The sequence below is a fragment of the Myxococcota bacterium genome (assembly GCA_039030075.1).
Lineage (GTDB): Bacteria > Myxococcota_A > UBA9160 > UBA9160 > SMWR01 > JAHEJV01.
In genome coordinates this window covers 180,467-195,688 of record JBCCEW010000007.1, presented here as the reverse complement: position 1 = coordinate 195,688, position 15,222 = coordinate 180,467, and the positions used below count along the sequence as shown (strand labels likewise).

The 15,222-nt window shown below is 69.5% G+C and carries 15 protein-coding genes; 6 read left to right on the top strand and 9 right to left on the bottom strand.

Translation table 11 applies throughout. The features are described 5' to 3' along the window. Positions 1-40: 40 nt before the first annotated feature. Positions 41-1,528: a M20/M25/M40 family metallo-hydrolase gene (locus AAF430_10110; GenBank protein ID MEM7410574.1), complete on the bottom strand. Its 1,488-nt coding sequence runs from the start codon at positions 1,526-1,528 to the stop codon at positions 41-43. Continuing rightward, positions 1,525-1,857 carry an MGMT family protein gene (locus AAF430_10105; GenBank protein MEM7410573.1) on the bottom strand — a complete coding sequence of 111 codons (333 nt, stop codon included), beginning with the start codon at positions 1,855-1,857 and terminating at the stop codon, positions 1,525-1,527. The genes AAF430_10110 and AAF430_10105 overlap by 4 nt, the downstream gene beginning before the upstream one ends. A gap of 103 nt (positions 1,858-1,960) precedes the next feature. Between AAF430_10105 and AAF430_10100 the strand changes: the two genes are divergently transcribed. The 3 genes from AAF430_10100 to nth are packed head-to-tail and all read left to right on the top strand — an operon-like array spanning position 1,961 to position 4,094. After that, on the top strand, positions 1,961-2,740 hold the full coding sequence (locus AAF430_10100; protein MEM7410572.1) for an enoyl-CoA hydratase: 780 nt from the start codon (positions 1,961-1,963) through the stop codon (positions 2,738-2,740). Beyond that, the gene (locus tag AAF430_10095) at positions 2,737-3,435 is read left to right on the top strand and encodes a glutathione S-transferase family protein (GenBank protein ID MEM7410571.1); all 699 of its coding nucleotides are present in this window, start codon (positions 2,737-2,739) and stop codon (positions 3,433-3,435) included. Before AAF430_10100 ends, AAF430_10095 begins: the two co-directional genes overlap by 4 nt. Then, positions 3,432-4,094: an endonuclease III gene (gene nth, locus AAF430_10090; protein MEM7410570.1), complete on the top strand. Its 663-nt coding sequence runs from the start codon at positions 3,432-3,434 to the stop codon at positions 4,092-4,094. Before AAF430_10095 ends, nth begins: the two co-directional genes overlap by 4 nt. Here nth and AAF430_10085 read toward each other — a convergent pair. The 6 genes from AAF430_10085 to AAF430_10060 form a co-directional block, all read right to left on the bottom strand. Continuing rightward, positions 4,091-5,074 (bottom strand): calcium/sodium antiporter, encoded by a 984-nt coding sequence (locus AAF430_10085; protein MEM7410569.1) that lies wholly within the window; start codon positions 5,072-5,074, stop codon positions 4,091-4,093. The two genes, nth and AAF430_10085, sit on opposite strands and share 4 nt — an antisense overlap. 63 nt (positions 5,075-5,137) lie before the next feature. Continuing rightward, a complete protein-coding gene (locus AAF430_10080) occupies positions 5,138-7,645 on the bottom strand; it encodes a DUF3516 domain-containing protein (GenBank protein MEM7410568.1) in 2,508 nt (835 codons plus the stop codon). Beyond that, on the bottom strand, positions 7,642-8,556 hold the full coding sequence (locus AAF430_10075) for a GTP-binding protein (GenBank protein ID MEM7410567.1): 915 nt from the start codon (positions 8,554-8,556) through the stop codon (positions 7,642-7,644). Before AAF430_10075 ends, AAF430_10080 begins: the two co-directional genes overlap by 4 nt. A gap of 3 nt (positions 8,557-8,559) precedes the next feature. After that, positions 8,560-9,537: an LLM class flavin-dependent oxidoreductase gene (locus tag AAF430_10070; protein MEM7410566.1), complete on the bottom strand. Its 978-nt coding sequence runs from the start codon at positions 9,535-9,537 to the stop codon at positions 8,560-8,562. 53 nt (positions 9,538-9,590) lie between these two features. Then, entirely contained in the window at positions 9,591-10,145 is a 555-nt protein-coding gene (locus AAF430_10065) for a carboxymuconolactone decarboxylase family protein (GenBank protein MEM7410565.1), read from the bottom strand. A 10-nt stretch (positions 10,146-10,155) separates the two neighbouring features. Continuing rightward, entirely contained in the window at positions 10,156-10,983 is an 828-nt protein-coding gene (locus tag AAF430_10060) for an enoyl-CoA hydratase/isomerase family protein (protein ID MEM7410564.1), read from the bottom strand. A gap of 120 nt (positions 10,984-11,103) precedes the next feature. On the opposite strand from AAF430_10060, the gene AAF430_10055 reads away from it, so the two are divergent. Then, positions 11,104-11,829, top strand: a complete 726-nt coding sequence (locus AAF430_10055) for a hypothetical protein (GenBank protein ID MEM7410563.1) — start codon at positions 11,104-11,106, stop codon at positions 11,827-11,829. A gap of 90 nt (positions 11,830-11,919) precedes the next feature. Here AAF430_10055 and AAF430_10050 read toward each other — a convergent pair whose 3' ends face one another. After that, the gene (locus AAF430_10050) at positions 11,920-12,729 is read right to left on the bottom strand and encodes an enoyl-CoA hydratase-related protein (GenBank protein ID MEM7410562.1); all 810 of its coding nucleotides are present in this window, start codon (positions 12,727-12,729) and stop codon (positions 11,920-11,922) included. A 130-nt stretch (positions 12,730-12,859) separates the two neighbouring features. On the opposite strand from AAF430_10050, the gene AAF430_10045 reads away from it, so the two are divergent. Both AAF430_10045 and AAF430_10040 read left to right on the top strand, forming a co-directional pair. Then, positions 12,860-14,020 (top strand): acyl-CoA dehydrogenase family protein, encoded by a 1,161-nt coding sequence (locus tag AAF430_10045; GenBank protein MEM7410561.1) that lies wholly within the window; start codon positions 12,860-12,862, stop codon positions 14,018-14,020. A 13-nt stretch (positions 14,021-14,033) separates the two neighbouring features. After that, positions 14,034-15,122, top strand: coding sequence for an acyl-CoA dehydrogenase family protein (locus AAF430_10040; protein MEM7410560.1), 1,089 nt, complete (start codon positions 14,034-14,036; stop codon positions 15,120-15,122). Positions 15,123-15,222 lie beyond the last annotated feature (100 nt).

Here is a 15,222-nt window from a genome sequence, read left to right as displayed (position 1 = left end):
CTCGCTCGCATGGCTCGGTCCAGAGATCTTCAGCAACCCGCTAGGGCGTGATCGTCCCAGCGCCTGGCTGGGAGCGCAGGATCGCGTCGCGGTAGAAACGCACGCCGGCCACGAGGTCGTCGATGGCGACGCGCTCGTTGATCCCGTGGAGGCGCGACCGCTCCGAGTCGGCGATGCGGAACGGCAGGAAGCGATAGACGTCATCCGAGACGCGCGCGTAGTGCCGGGCGTCGGTGCCGCCCACCACGAGATAGGGGAGGACGAGTGCGTCGGAGAACTGGGCGTGGATCGACTGCTGCAGGATCGCGAAGGCGTCGCTGTCCACCGACGACTCGGGGCTCGGCTCGCGCGGCGTCGTGCCGCCGGCCACTTCTACGCGAATCCGAGGGTCGGCGACCGTGGCTCGCACGTGCTCGGTGATGCTCGCGACGCTGTCGCCCGGGCGGATCCGGAAGTTCACGACGGCTTCGGCACGACGCGGCAGCACGTTCTCCTTGGTGCCGCCATGGAAGATGGTGGCAGCCGTGGTGGTGCGGTTCGCGGCGTCGAGCGGCGGCAGGTGGCTCGCCCCGCGCAGCAGCCAGCCTTCGAAGACGCCCAGGTTGGCGAGCACGAAGCGGAACGCGAAGGGGAGCTCGGGCGCGAGGAACGCGATCGTCGAACGCGTGGTCTGGACGAGATCCGCTTCCGGTTTCTGCTGCTCGAGCGCCTGGACCCCGGCCGCGACGATGCCCACCGCGGTCTGGGCGGGCGGGATCGACGAATGGCCGCCGGGGCCTTCGTTGATGAGGGCCAGACTGACCGATCCCTTCTCGGCGACGCCGATCAAGGCGATCGGATCGTCGAAGCCGTCGACGAGGTCGCGCACCACGACGCCGCCCTCGTCGAGCACCCACTCCAGACGCACACCGCGTGCCTCGAGCGCCTTCGCCATCACCTCGGCGCCGCGGTGGCCTCCGACCTCTTCGTCGTGGCCGAACGCGAGGTACACGCCGCGCGCGGGGGAGAACCCCTCGGCCAGGAGTCCTTCGACGGCTTCGAGCACGCACACGAGGCTGCCCTTGTCGTCGAGGGCGCCGCGGCCCCAGATCTCGCCGGCCACGATCGCGCCGGAGAACGGCGGCTGCTCCCACTGGTCGGCCGTGCTGGGGTCGACGGGCACCACGTCTTGATGGGCCGCCAGCAGGATCGGCTCCAGGGACGGGTCGCTACCGGGCCAGTGGTAGAGCAGGCTCCAATCGGAGAAGCGTTCGACGGCCAGGGTGGCGTGGACCCGGGGGAAGGACTGGTCGAGTTCGCTCTGCAGGGCTTCGAAGGCGGCGGTCTCGACCCGCTCCCGGTCGTAGTGCGAGATCGTCCGATGCACGAGGGTCCGGCCGAGGATCCCGGCCACGCGATCGGCATCGATCGCCGGATCCTCGAGGGGCGCGGCCTCGAGCTGCCGGGAGGGCAGCTGCCAGGCGCGCCACGCGCCCACGGCGAGGAGCGCGAGGAGGACGATCGCCAGGAGACCGAGGGCGCGCTTCATCGGCGGCTCCGCGGGCGCCAGCGCACCCGATCGAGGGGCACGCGACCCTGCGCATCGAACTCGATGCCTTCGCGCTCCAGGAGCTGCCGCTGGATCGAGTCGCCGCCCGGTTCGCTCCGCACGCTCACGCGGCCCTGGGCGTTGATCACCCGGTGCCAGGGCAGTCGCGCCGGATCGCTCCGCAGCGCGTGCAGGGCGTACCCCACCTGCCGCGCCGCGCGACCCAGGCCGGCGAGCTCGGCGACCTGCCCGTAGGTGGCCACCCGACCCCTCGGAATGCGCTTCACCACGGCGTAGATCTTCGGATAGGTGTCACTCGACGGGGGCACGCGCCGGATTGTCGCCGATTCGCCATCACGGTGTCAGGTCCCTGGCGCCAGTTCGGCTGCCCAACCGGCATTGGTTATCCTCCGCCCCTCTTGCCAGGGGCTCATGTCCATCCTGCTCGTCGAGATGTCCGGCGGCCTCGCCCGGATCACCCTGAATCGGCCCGACGCGTTGAATGCGCTCAACGCGGAGCTGCGCGACGCGATTCGCGACACTTTCGATCGCCTCGCCGCCGATCCCGACGTGCGCGTGGCGATCCTCACCGGGGCGGGGCGGGCGTTCTCGGCCGGGCTCGACCTGAAGGAACTCTCGGCCGCGCCGCTCGGCACGTCCGGTGCGTCGGACGAGGACACGATTGCGGCGCTGCATCGCTTTCCGGGGCCGATCATCGGCGCCATCAACGGCTTCGCGGTCACCGGCGGATTCGAGCTGGCGCTGGCCTGCGACGTGTTGATCGCCAGCGAGGCGGCGGTCTTCGCCGACACCCACGCCCGCGTCGGGATCGTGCCCGGGTGGGGGCTCAGCCAGAAGCTCTCGCGGCTCATCGGCATCGGACGCGCGAAGGAGGTCTCCTTCACCGGGAACTTCATCGATGCGGCCCAGGCCGAGCGCTGGGGTCTCGTGAACCGCGTCGTCGCGCCTGGCGAGCTGCTGCCCGCGTGCGAATCGCTGGCCGCCGACATGCTCTCCTGCGATCCGGCGTCCCTGGTTCGCTACAAGCAGATGATCGACGAGGGCTACGCCCAGACCTTCGGCGACGGGTTGCGCACCGAGACGCGTCTGTCGCGGAGACACCTCGAGAGCGTCACGCCCGAGGCGATCGCCGATCGCCGGGCAGGCATCCAGGAGCGCGGTCGGCGCCAAGGGGGAGCGGACGAAGCATGATCGTCCTCTACGGGGCTGCTCGTGTTCCCTTCACCGAGAAGGTGCGTCGCGCCCTGCTCTACAAGGGTGTGTCCTTCGAGCTGCGCGAGCCCCGGTCGAAGGAAGACTACACGCGCTGGAACCCGAAGACGGGCTTGCTTCCCTTCCTGGACCTCGACGGTGAGGGCATCGAAGACTCGACCGAGATCCTGCTGCGACTGGACGAGCGCTTCCCCGAGCCCCCGCTGCTCTCGAGGGACCCGATGGTGGCCGATCAGCAGCGACAGCTCGAGGAATGGGCCGACGAATCCTTCCTCTGGTACTTCCTGAAGTACCGCCGAATGATCGGCGAAGAGCTGGGCCTGCCCCTCGCCGAGGGCTCGGACGGCGGCACCTACGACACGCCGTCGCCCACGTCGGGTTCGCTACGCCGGCTGGGCGCCTGGCTGCGCGCCGGAGGAACCTGGGAGCGTCCGCTCACCGCGCTCCTGCGCGAGCTCGGGCTGCGCATGGATGACCTGGTCAACTTCCTCGGCGCGCGTCCCTTCTTCTACTCCGAGACGTTGAGCATGGCCGACCTCGGCGTCTACGCGATGCTCTTCACGATGCGCAAGGATGCGATCCCCGGCGCGTCGCGTCTGATCCAAGAGCGCCCGAACCTTGCGGCTTTCATGGGCCGCGTCGAGGACGCCACCCGCGACCGAGAGGCGGCGTGACGCGCGCTGAGAAAGCCCGGCGCATCGCTGCCATTCTCGAAGAGCGCTACCCGCGTCCCGACGCTCCCCTCGATCACACGGATCCCTACACGCTGCTCGTCGCGGTGCTGCTCTCGGCCCAGTGCACGGACGCGCGCGTGAACCAGGTGACGCCGGCGCTCTTCGCGCGCGCCTCGACGCCGGATGCGATGGCGAAGCTGCGCGCGTCCGAGATCCAGCGGATGATTCGCTCCTGCGGTCTCGCCCCCGCGAAGGCGAAGAACATCCGCGCACTCTCGGTGATCCTGCGCGACGAGTACGAGGGTCGCGTTCCGTCCGATCTCGGGGCGCTCGAGTCCCTGCCGGGCGTTGGACACAAGACCGCAAGCGTGGTGATGTCCCAGGCCTTCGGTGTGCCGGCCTTTCCCGTCGACACCCACATCCACCGCCTGGCGGGACGTTGGGGCTTGTCGCGGGCGCGAAACGTCGTCGAAGTCGAGCGCGATCTGAAGAAGCTCTTCCCCCCGGAGACCTGGGGCAAGGTGCACCTGCAGATCATCTTCTTCGGACGGGAACACTGTCCGGCGCGGGGGCACGATCTGGAAACGTGTCCGATCTGCGGGTGGGCGGCGTCGAAGGCGCAGGTCGCCCGCGAGACCGCGCGGTCGAGGCGGCGCTAGAGCATCGCCTGGCCGGCGCGCCAGGTCAGATAGCCGATGTAGCTGAAGAGCAAGAGGCCCGCTTCGAGGCGGACGATCTGACGCTTGCCGGTCATCGCGACGCCGAAGAGCACGAGCGACAACAGGGCGAGCATCAAGAGGTCGAGGTGGCCGCCCGGCGGGATCACGATCGGCGTGACGAGCGAGGTGATGCCGCAGACGAGGAGCAGGTTGAAGATGTTCGATCCCACCACGTTGCCGACGGCGAGATCGGCGTGGCCCCGGGCGGTGGCGAGGATCGACGCCACGAGTTCGGGGAGGCTGGTTCCGATCGCCAGCACGGTGAGCCCGATCACGACCTCGGGGACACCGAAGGCGCGTGCCAGATCGACGGCCGCGTCGACCGTGATCTCCGCGCCTCCCACCAGGCCGACGAGTCCGGCGAGCGTGATGAGAGCGTTCTTGCCCAATGCCTCGGCTGCGGCGCTCTGCTCCTCGTCCTCGTCCGCGGCCCCGTTGGCGCTCCTCCGCTCACGCACGAAGTCGCCGATCGTGTAGTAGAGGAACACGAGGAAGAGCATCAACAGCATCAGGCCGTCGGCGCGATCGAAGGCGTCGGTGCCCATGCCGAGCACCCGATCGAAGCCCATCACGACGGCGGCGGCCGTCGCCAGCAGCATCATGGGAAGCTCGCGCGCGATCACGACGCCCCTCACCAGGATCGGGCGGAACAGCGAGGTTGCTCCCACCACCACGCCGATGTTCGCGAGGTTGGAGCCGATGATGTTGCCGAAGGAGATGGCCGGACGTCCGTCCCAGGCGGCGATCAGGTTGATCGCGAGCTCCGGCGCGCTCGTTCCAAAGGCGACGACGGTCAGGCCGATGACGAGCGGTGAGACACCCAGCGCGCGCGCGAGTCCCGTTGCTCCGCGAACGACGGCCTCGCCGCCGACCATGAGCAGGGTGAGGCCGACCACCATCAGGAAGAGGTCGAGCGCCATAGGGTCGCAGAGCCTAGCTGGCTTTCCGGGTGGGCGGACCACCGCGCGAGGGCTTCGCGCGCGCTAGGTGCCGATTCGCAGCAGCTGGAAGAGCGGGGCGTCGGGTTCGCGATCTTGCCGCAGGTCGACTTCGCCGTGGAGGGCCCAGAGGTGGTCGCCAGCGCTGTCGAGCAACACCTGGGACACCTGCCAGCGGCGCTCGGCGACCGGCTTCAGCTGGGTCCAATGGGCTTGCCGAGCCTCGGGGGTGAACAGGATGGCGCCGTATTCCTCGTGGAAGGTCTCGAGGTCGGCTTCGAGCCGCGCGGCATCCCAGCGCTCCTCGCCGTCGGGGCACAACCACTCGAGAGCGCCCCCGTAGTCGCGGTGGGACAGAGCGCGCACGATGGCCAGGAGTTCCGAGCGGACCCTCGCGCGCAGCAGGCGCGGTTGGGCGGCGAGGTCGAAGCGCGGCGGTTCGGGGGTCGCCGCGCGTTCGCGAGTCGCGTCCGGAGCGACCAGCGCCTCCCAGGCCTCCAGCAGGCTCGTGTCCACCGCCGCCAGGGTCGAGCGCAGGAAAGCGATCACCTCGATCACGGCGTCGGTCTTCGCCGCCTCGGGGATGGTCTTGACGAGCGCGTTGTGGACCTGGCTCAGGTAGCGGAGCAGCACGCCTTCACCGCGCGCGAGCGAGAGTTCGCGGACGTAGTCGTCGAAGCTCCGGAAGCTCTCGACCATCTCCCGGGCGATGCCTTTCGGGCGGATCGCGTCCTCCCGGGCCCACGGATGCTGCTCGGCGAACACGGCGAACGCCCCGCGGAGGAACTCCTCTTCGGGTTTCGGGTAGCTCACCTCTTCGAGGCGGCGCATTCGCTCGTCGTACTCGACGCCCTCGGCCTTCCAGCGCGCGATGCACTCGCCCTTCTCGCGGCGCTCCTGCTCGCGCAGGATCGCACGCGGGTTCTCCTGCACGGCCTCGACCACGCTGAGGAGTTCGAGGGGGTAGGTGTCGCTGTCGGGGTCGAGGGCGTCGACCGCCTCGACGAGGAAGAGGGAGAGGGTGTCGTGGAGCGAGAAGTCCGCCTGGAGTTCGGGGCTCACGCGGATCTCGCGTCCGTTCGGCGCGGGAACCAGCTCGACGAGGTCTGCCTGGACGAGGGAGCGAAACAACTGGGCCGATTGGCGTCGCTGTCGCGCCTTCGAGGCGTCTGATTCGTGGGAGCGCTCGATCAGCCGCGCGACCGCCGCGTAGTCCGCCCTGCCATCGCGCTGGAGCACGCCGAGCACGAGGCCATGGTCGACCTGAAAACGCGATCGCAGCATCTCGGGCGGTTTCTCGACGAGCGTGTCGAAGATCTCGGCGTTCCAGGGGACGAAGCCCGCCGGGGCGGGCTTGCGACGCGGCGGCTTCTTCTTCCCCGACTCGCGCTGTTTCGCTTCCTGGCGGAGGTTCTCGATCACGTGTTCCGGCGCCTGGCAGATCACCATGCCGCGGTCGTCGAAGCCCTTGCGCCCCGCGCGTCCCGCGATCTGACGAAACTCGCGCGAGCGCAGCAGCGCCACCTTCTCCCCGTCGAACTTCGACAGCTTGTTCAAGACGACGGTGCGGATCGGCACGTTCACGCCAACTCCGAGCGTGTCCGTCCCGAAGATCACCCGCAACAGGCCCTGCTGGGCCAGGCGCTCGACGAGGAGCCGGTACTTCGGCAGCAGCCCCGCATGGTGGATGCCGATGCCGTGGGAGAGGAAGCGCTTCACGTCGCGGCCGTAGGCCGAGTCGAAGCGGAAGTCGCCGACCTCCTCGGCGATCGCGCGGCGGGCCTCGCGGTCGGCGAGGTTGGCGCTGGTCGCCCCCTGGGCGAGTTCTCCGCACTCGCGCTGGGTGAAGTTGACGACGTAGACCGGCGCCAGGTCGCGTCGGATCAGGTCCTCGAGGGTCTCGTGGAGTGGCGTCTCCCGGTACTCGAACTCGAGCGGGACCGGGCGCAGATCCGAGTGGACGTGGGCGACATCGCGCTGGGTGAAGCCGGCGAGCTGTCGCTCGAGTCCGTCGGTGTTTCCGATGGTCGCCGACATCAACAGGAACTGGGAGTGGCGCAGCACGAGGAGCGGCAGCTGCCAGGCCATGCCGCGCTCCACGTCGTCGTAGAAGTGGAACTCGTCGAGCACCACGCAGGGGGCGTCGGTGCTCTCGCCGCCGCGCACCGCCATGTTGGCGAGCACCTCGGTGGTGCAGCAGATCACCGGAGCATCCGGGTTGATGCTCGCGTCGCCCGTCAGCATGCCGACCCTGTCGGCGCCGAAGGTGTCGCACAGCGCGAAGAACTTCTCACTGACGAGTGCCTTGACCGGTGCGGTGTAGAAGGATCGCTCGCCGTCGCACAGCGCTCTGAAATGCAGCGCGAGCGCGACCAGGGATTTCCCCGAGCCCGTCGGCGTCGAGAGCACCACGTGGTGCCCCGCCAGGAGCTCGAGGATGGCCTCCTCTTGCTCCGGATAGGGAGAGATACCCTGATCGCTCACCCAGGCGAGGAAGCGGTCGAGGATCGCGTCGGCATCCGCGGCGGCGGTGATGCGCTCGCCGAGGTTCACGCGGCAGGGCTTCCGTGCGGAACCGCGGCGCTGCCAGCGCGGCGGATCACGACGATGCGACCGCGCTGTTCGGCGGGTACCTCGAAGTCGGGCACCTCGAGCTGAACGCGCGCGCCGACCCCCTGGACCACCCGCAGCCCGGCGTCGGTGACCACGAACCCCTTCGCGCGCAACGCGCCCAGGTTCGAGAGTCGTTCGAGCAGTGCCGCCTCGGAGATGCCGTCGGGCACCGCGAGCTCCTCGGAGGCGAAGGGCTCGTGGGTGTGGGGGGCGGCGCTCTCGCCGTCTGCGCGTCGGCGCTGGCGCAGGCCCTCGGGGTCGGGCGGGAACAGCAGATCCGGCGCCACGCGGGCGTGGTTCGCGCGCAGGATCGGCGCTTCGGGTTCGAGCTCGCGCAGGGTGTCTTCGAGCCGGGGCAGCGCGTCTTCGGGAACCTGGTCGACCTGGTTCAGCAACAAGAGGTCCGCGGACGAGACCTGTTGCTCGAAGGTGTCGTCGAGGTCGCGTCCCGTCGCGACCTGCTCGGCATTCACCACCACGACCGCGACGTCGTCGGACACCCAATCTCGTACGGGATCCCGCCAGAGCTGGAGCTGGGTGTCGAAGGGAAGGGCGACGCCGGAGGTCTCGATCACGATGCGATCCGGGTTCGAGCGCTCGCGGATTTCTTGCAGGGTCTCGACGAGCGCGTCGGAGAGCTTGCAGCAGATGCAGCCGCCCGAGAGCTCCACGTAGTCTTCGCGCGCCGCGGTGAAGAGCGTCGCGTCGACGCCGAGCTCTCCGAACTCGTTCGACACCACAGCGAGCCGGACGCCGGTGCGCTGGGCGTCGGCCAACAGATGCCGAACGAGCGTCGTCTTCCCGCTACCGAGGAAGCCCGAAACGATGAGCACGGGGATGCGCTCGTTCATCGGTCAGGCAAACAGGCCCGCCACGTGCTCGAGGCCTTCGAGCAGCTCCGTCTCCTCGGCGCCGGGGAGCTGGGTGCGGGCGATCAGGTGCGTCATGCCGAGCTTCTCGCGATAGCGGGCCGCGGCATCGGCGACGCGGGCCGGTTCTCCGAGCAGCGCGAAGTCCTCGACGTCGGTGCTGCCGGCGCGGCGCAGCGCGGGCGAGGCGTTCTTCGCCATCGCCAGGGTTTGTCGGGTGAGCGCGTCGCGCACCCGGCCGACGACGCCGGGATCGGGGTGGGCAAACACGGTGCGCATGATCGGCACCGCGAGGTCGCTGCCGTCGTGGTCGTGCTCGGCGAGGTTCTCCCGGTGGCGGCCGTAGTTCTCCACCAGCGAGTCGAGGCTCTCCATCGGCGATGCCAGATAAGGCAGGCCGAGGCGTCCCGCCTGGGCGAGTGCCTTCGGTCCGAAGGCCGCGACCCAGATCGGCGGGTGGGGTGCCTGCACGGGCAGGGGCGCCAGCCGGGTCGGAGGCCCAGGGCCGTCGGTGAGCGATTCGCCGGACCACGCCTTCTGCATGACGGCGAGCGTGGCTTCGAAGTTGTCACGCTTGGTGCTCACGTCGACGTCGAAGGCTTCGAAGAGCGCCTTTCGAAAACCGCGTCCGACGCCGAGGATGACGCGGCCGCCAGACAGGCGGTCGAGCACGGCGACCTCTTCCGCGGCCTGCAGCGGATTCCGGATCGGCAAGAGGTAGGAGGTCGTGCCGAGTCGCAGGCGGCGGGTGCGCGCGGCGACGGCGCCCAGCCACAGGAGCGGCTGCGGGATCGCGCCCGGACCCGAGAAGTGGTTTTCGGGGAGCCAGAACGAGCCTATGCCCAGGGCTTCGGCGCGCTCGCCCTGTTGGGCAAGCCGGTCCGCCTGCATTCCGGCCGAGAAATCCCAGGGCGTGATGCCCAGTTCGATCCGGTCCTGTTGGGTCGCTTCTGCCGCGCTCACGGGGCGAGCCTAGCGCCGTTCGGGCGGGACACGGGCCGCCGCCCGCCGCCGCTTCAACGCTTCGCCGCGTCGGAGACCGCCGTGCCGGCGGGGGACTGGGGATCGAGGTCCACCACTTCGGTCAGCCGCGCCAGCATGTTGTAGTAGCCGAGGGTGATCAGCACCTCGACGATCTCGCGCGACGAGAACGCGCCCTGCATCTCGGAGAAGAGCTCCGCGTCGACGCGCGTCTCGCGGAGCGCCTGGGCGCCGAAGCGAAGCAAGAGCGACTCGCGCTCGTCCCAAACCGAAGCTCCGAGATCGCCTCGCTCCAGGGCTTCGATCTGTTCGTCGCGCGCTCCCGCAGCCAGGGCGATCGGAACGTGCTGCACCCACTCGTAGCGTCCCGGTGTCAGGGCGGCCGCCTGCAGGATCGCGAACTCGCGCAGCTTCGGATCCAGTTCCTGCTGGCCCAGGATCGATGCGCCGAGTCGGAGCAGGGGACGGAAGTGGTTCTCGGCGACGGCCATCAGCTTGAAGATGTCGAGGTGCACGGGGAGCGTTTCGAACACGGCGCGTGTTTCGGCCGGCGTGTTCTCGGGCTCCATCAGGGGGATCCGGGTCGGCATTCGGGTTCCTTCAGTCAGAGAGGCGTTGCAACAGCGAGGCGAGGTCGCGCTCCCCGTCGGGGGTCTGGCCGCCGACCTCGAGGAAACGCGCCATTCGGTCGCGGGCACCGGGCGTGCCCAGGGTCTGCTGGAAGAGGTGGGCTTCCTCGAGCAGGCCGTCTCGGAGGGTCTCGTCCGCCGCGTCGACGCTCGCCTTCGCGAGGGCGATGGCTTCACGGGGGTACGACGCGATGCGCTGGGCGAGGTCGCGTACGAAGGGGCGCAGGGCGGCCGGTGGCAGTGCGCGGTTGATCCAGCCGTAGCGTTCGGCGGTGGCGGCGTCGAAGTCGTCGCAGCCGAGGATCGCTTCGAGGGCGCGGGCGCGTCCCATCAAACGCGGGAGTCGTTGGGTGCCGCTGCCGCCCGGCAGGATGCCCAGCGCCACTTCTGGTTGACTGACGAGGCAGTGGCCGAGAGCGCCGAAGCGCATGTCGAGGGACAACAGGAACTCGCTGCCGCCGCCGCGGGCGCGTCCCTCGATCACCCCGATCGTCGCGGCGGGGAGTGTGCGGAAACGCTCGACCAGCACGTGGAAGTACGAGAGCTCTTCGGATTTCGGCGGTACTTCGGTGGGCAGCTGCTGGATCAGCGTGACGTCTGCGTGTGCGAGGAAGTAGTCCGGGTTCGCGCTCTGGAAGATCGCGACGCGCAGGTTCGCGTCGGCTTCGAGCTCGCGCCCGAGGCGGTCGAGGTCGGCCATCACCGCCCCGTCGAGCAGGTTCATCGGGGGGTGATCGAAGGTGACCGTGGTGATGCCGCCCGCGGTTTCCGTCTGGAGCGTCTCGAAGGGCTTCGACATGGCCCTCTTCTACCACGGGAAGGGCCCGAAAACGCCCGAAAATGCACGAAATTCCGGGGTTCTCGCGGGGCGCCTGCGTTCCCGTTTCAGGTCTTCTGCCGATCGGCCGATGCCTCTTCCATGCTCCTCTGCAAAGCGTGCAACACGCGATTCCAGGAAGGGAAGAGCGCGTGCCCCAGCTGTGGGCGGCGGGCGTTCGCGACGATCCCCGATAGCGGTCGTCCCGAGCCCGAGCGCCTTCCCGTTGCGGAAGCGCGCTCGCTCGGCCGCGCGAAGGCCCCGGTGGAAGAGGACGAACAGGGAGACGGCGCGGTGGATCTGGAGCTCGCTGAAGTGGATGTACTGGCGGAAGCCGTCGACCCGGCCGCTGCCGAAGAGCTGAAGCCCGAGCGTCCCGCGCGACCGCGACGCACGCGCTCGCTCGAGCGGGAGCCCGGGCCGGCCGTGCTGCACCTCTCGGCGGCGCAGGTGCGCACGCTGGTGGGTGAGCAGCCCGACCTGGTGGAGCCGAACCTCAAGCTCTACAGCGATCCGCGCAACAACCAGCTCGGTGTCGACTACCGCACACCGGTGGGTTCGATCGACATCCTCGCGCGCGACGCCGATGGCGACTTCGTCGTGGTGGCCGTTCCGGATCCGCGGGACGTCGACACGTTGATGCCCGAGATCTTCGCGCGCATCGGCTACGTGAAGAAGCACCTCGCGAAGGACCGCAGCAACGTGCGCGGCGTGATCGTGATCGAGGAGATCCCCGAAGAGCTGGCCTACGCGGCGGCGGGCGCGGCTCAGACGATCTCGTTCAAGGCGTACCGGGTCGCGCTGACCTTCCACGACCTGCCGCTCTAGGCCGTCGACGGCGAGGCCGCGCGTCTCGCTCCAGAACCCGGCCTCGCGATCTTTCCGAACGCTCGGCCAGCGGCCCTTCCGGACTCCCGCTTAGCGACCTTTCCACACCGGCGGTCGCTTCTCGGCGAAGGCCCGCGTGGCTTCGGCCGCGTCCTCGGTGCGACGGAGGGGTTTGCCGAGTTCCTCCTGGCGTTCGTAGGCCTCGGCCAGCGGAAGGTGGAAGAGCTCGCGGACGCCCTGTCGCGTGGCGCGCACGGCGAGTGGCGCATTGGCGGCGATGGCGTCGGCCGCTTCGAAGACCGTGTCCATCAGCAGGGACTCGGGTACCACCCGGTTGATCAGACCGATCTCGGCGGCGCGCGTCGCATCGAGGGGTTGGGCGGTCAGCATGATCTCGTGGGCGTGGGCCCAGCCGATCTGACGCGCGAGCATGACGGTGGCATTTCCCGTCGGGTAGAGACCGCGCGCAACCTCCTCGAGGGCGAAGGTCGCGTGGGGTGCGGCGAAGCGAAGCTCGGCGGCCAGCAGGATGTCGCAACCGATGGCGCGCGCGTGTCCGTTGATCGCGCAGATGAGCGGCGTCTCGAGATCGAAGCCCGCGAGGGTCGCGGTGCGGACGGCGCGCAGGCCCTCGAAGTCCTTCGGGTCGATGCGTTCGCCGCGTGCCAGCGCCTGAGAGACGGCGATCGTCGCCTGCATGTCCATGCCGCCACAGAAGACGCGCGGTCCGGCTCCGGTCAGCACGGCACAGCGGATCTCGTCGTCGTCGGCGATGCGCTCCCAGGCCGCGGCCAGCTCGCGCAGCGTCGGCGGATCGAGCGAGTTCGCGCGCTCGGGGCGGTCGATCGTCACCAGCGCGACGTGGGGATGTTCGGGGGGGAGTTCGAGGTGAGCGGGCATGCGCCGGATGCTCGCGCCCGGGGGCGGACCGTCAAGGGGGCGAGACGTTCGCGTTCGGCCGGCGGCTTCTGCCAGAATGCGAGAGGCTGCCGGCGCGCTCTGCACGCCGCTCCGGCCAGGGAGCAACGCGATGGACTTTTCCTGGGAACCCGATCACCTGGCGTTTCGCGACGAGCTGCGCGCCTTCATTCGCGAATGGCGAACTCCGCAGCTGTTGGCCGAGTACGCGGCCACCTACGGCGCCGGCGGTCCCGAGCTCGCGAAGTTTCGCGCGGCCCTCGAGGAAAAGGGGTGGGCACGGATCTGCTGGCCCGTCGAGCAGGGAGGGCAGGGGAAGAACCTGCTCTACCAGTACCTCTTCGTCGAAGAGATGGAGTACTGGGGCATGCCCTACGGCAACCTCACCTACACCTCGATCGGCCCGTCGATTCAGCAATTCGGGAACGACGCCCAGCGCGAGGCCTACCTGCCTGGCATCTGGAGCGGCGAGTACACCTTCGCGATCGGCTACAGCGAGCCCAACGCCGGAACCGACCTCGCCTCGCTGCGCACGAAGGCTGTCCGGGTCGGAGACGAGTGGGTGATCAACGGCCAGAAGATCTGGACGTCGCTCGCCGACGTGGCCACCCACATCTGGTTGGCCGTGCGCACGGACCCGGATCTCCCGAAGCATCAGGGCATCTCGGTGTTCATCGTGCCGACCGACGCCGACGGCCTCACGATCCGGCCGCTGCACGCGATGTACGGCGGCCACACCTGCGAGACCTTCTACGACGACGTGCGCGTCCCCCACGCCAACCTCGTCGGTGGGCTCAATCAGGGTTGGGGCATCGTGATGCACGCGCTGAACCACGAGCGCGTCGGGCTCGCCGCGACCGGTGCATTGGCGCGGCTCTACGATCAGCTCGTCGCCTACCTGCAGGAGCACGCGCCGGGGAAGCTCGGGGACCCGCTGGTGCGACGAAAGCTCGCCGAGCTCCAGCTCGACCTGCAGGAGCACCGTGCGCTGGCCCTCAACAACGCCTGGATCATCTCGAAGGGCGGCACTCCGATCGCCGAGGCCTCGATGGCGAAGGTGTCGGGCACCGAGCTGCGCGCGCGTCTCGCCAACACCGCCATGGACCTGCTCGGTCGCTACGGCGGGCTGTCGAAGGAGAACGGCGACCTGGCTCCCGCCGAGGGGCGCATGGAGTGGGCCTTCCGCATCGCGCCGATCTTCCGGTTCGGCGGCGGAACGAACGAAGTGATGCGCGACATCGTGGCCGGGGCCGGCCTCGGTCTGCCGCGGTAGGGGAGAGCACCCGATGAACCTGGATCTCGATCCCACCCAGGAGCTGCTGCGCGACACCGTGCGCGAGTACCTCGAGGCCGAAGTGCCCCTCGAGCGGATTCGCGAGCTCGAGCGCGAAGGGCGCTGGGACGACGGCCTGTGGAAGGGACTCTGCGACCAGGGCTGGCTCGGCTTGCCCTTCGACGAGCGCTTCGGCGGCGGCGATGGCTCCCTGGTGGACGTCGGCGTGTTGCTCGAGGCCGTGGCGCGTCGAGCGGCGGTCGTTCCGTTGGCCGAGGCGCTTGCCTGCGGCATCACCCTCGAACGTCACGGTGACCCGGAGGCGGCGCGCCGCTGCATCGAGGGGATGCTGTCGGGGTCGATCGTTCCGACGCCGGCCTGGCTCGAAGCCGAGGACGATCTCGCTTCGATCCGCCTGGCCGTCGACGGAGGCCGGCTGCGCGGGGAGAAGTGTTTCGTCGACTACGGCCAGTTCGCGACGCACCACCTGGTCGCGGCCCTCGACGGTTCGACGCCCGCGCTCTTCTGGGTCGATGCGGGTGGACCCGACGTGGCGACCGAGGCGCTCCAGACGATCGGGCGCACGCCCAGCGCGCGCGTGCGCTACGACGGAGCGCCTGCCGAGAAGGTCGCCGACGCGAAGGGTGCGGAGGCGCTGCTGCGCCTGTCGCGTCTCTTCGCCGCCGTGCAGTGTGTCGGTTCGGCCGGGCAGTCCCTCGATCAGACAGTGGCGTACGCGACGGTCCGCGAGGCCTTCGGACGCCCGATCGGCAGCTTCCAGGCGGTGAAGCACCACGCCGCGAACATGGCGATCCGCGTCTCGGCGAGCCGGCAGCTCGTTTTCGAGGCCCTGCACGCGGTGGGCGCGGGCGGCGGCAGCGACGCCCAGGTGGCGATCGCGAAGGCCTCGGCCTCGCGAACGACGCCCGAGGTGGTGATGCTCGCCCACCAGATCCACGGCGGGAACGGGATCATCGAGGAGAACGATCTCTACTTCTTCACGCTGCGCGGCAAGGATCGGTCGCTCGCCTGGGGGAGTCTCGAGGAGTGCCTGGCCGAGGTGTCGGGCGGCGTGGATGCGCCGGTGGAGTGGAACGGCTGATCTCCCAGGCCGGGTTCCTGACGGGAGTTGCGCGGGTCGGGTGTAGGGAGACGGGGCCCGCCCGGGTCGGGCTCCCTCCGCGAAATGGCTCGCTGCGGGC

Bases quoted from the DNA above. Each gene is read 5' to 3' on its own strand.
- AAF430_10050 (MEM7410562.1), bottom strand. From the start codon at position 12,729: ATGCCCGCTCACCTCGAACTCCCCCCCGAACATCCCCACGTCGCGCTG.
- AAF430_10060 (MEM7410564.1), bottom strand. From the start codon at position 10,983: ATGTCGAAGCCCTTCGAGACGCTCCAGACGGAAACCGCGGGCGGCATC.
- AAF430_10095 (MEM7410571.1), top strand. From the start codon at position 2,737: ATGATCGTCCTCTACGGGGCTGCTCGTGTTCCCTTCACCGAGAAGGTG.
- AAF430_10075 (MEM7410567.1), bottom strand. From the start codon at position 8,556: ATGAACGAGCGCATCCCCGTGCTCATCGTTTCGGGCTTCCTCGGTAGC.
- AAF430_10045 (MEM7410561.1), top strand. From the start codon at position 12,860: ATGGACTTTTCCTGGGAACCCGATCACCTGGCGTTTCGCGACGAGCTG.
- AAF430_10085 (MEM7410569.1), bottom strand. From the start codon at position 5,074: ATGGCGCTCGACCTCTTCCTGATGGTGGTCGGCCTCACCCTGCTCATG.
- AAF430_10100 (MEM7410572.1), top strand. From the start codon at position 1,961: ATGTCCATCCTGCTCGTCGAGATGTCCGGCGGCCTCGCCCGGATCACC.
- AAF430_10040 (MEM7410560.1), top strand. From the start codon at position 14,034: ATGAACCTGGATCTCGATCCCACCCAGGAGCTGCTGCGCGACACCGTG.
- AAF430_10065 (MEM7410565.1), bottom strand. From the start codon at position 10,145: ATGCCGACCCGGATCCCCCTGATGGAGCCCGAGAACACGCCGGCCGAA.
- AAF430_10055 (MEM7410563.1), top strand. From the start codon at position 11,104: ATGCTCCTCTGCAAAGCGTGCAACACGCGATTCCAGGAAGGGAAGAGC.
- AAF430_10110 (MEM7410574.1), bottom strand. From the start codon at position 1,528: ATGAAGCGCGCCCTCGGTCTCCTGGCGATCGTCCTCCTCGCGCTCCTC.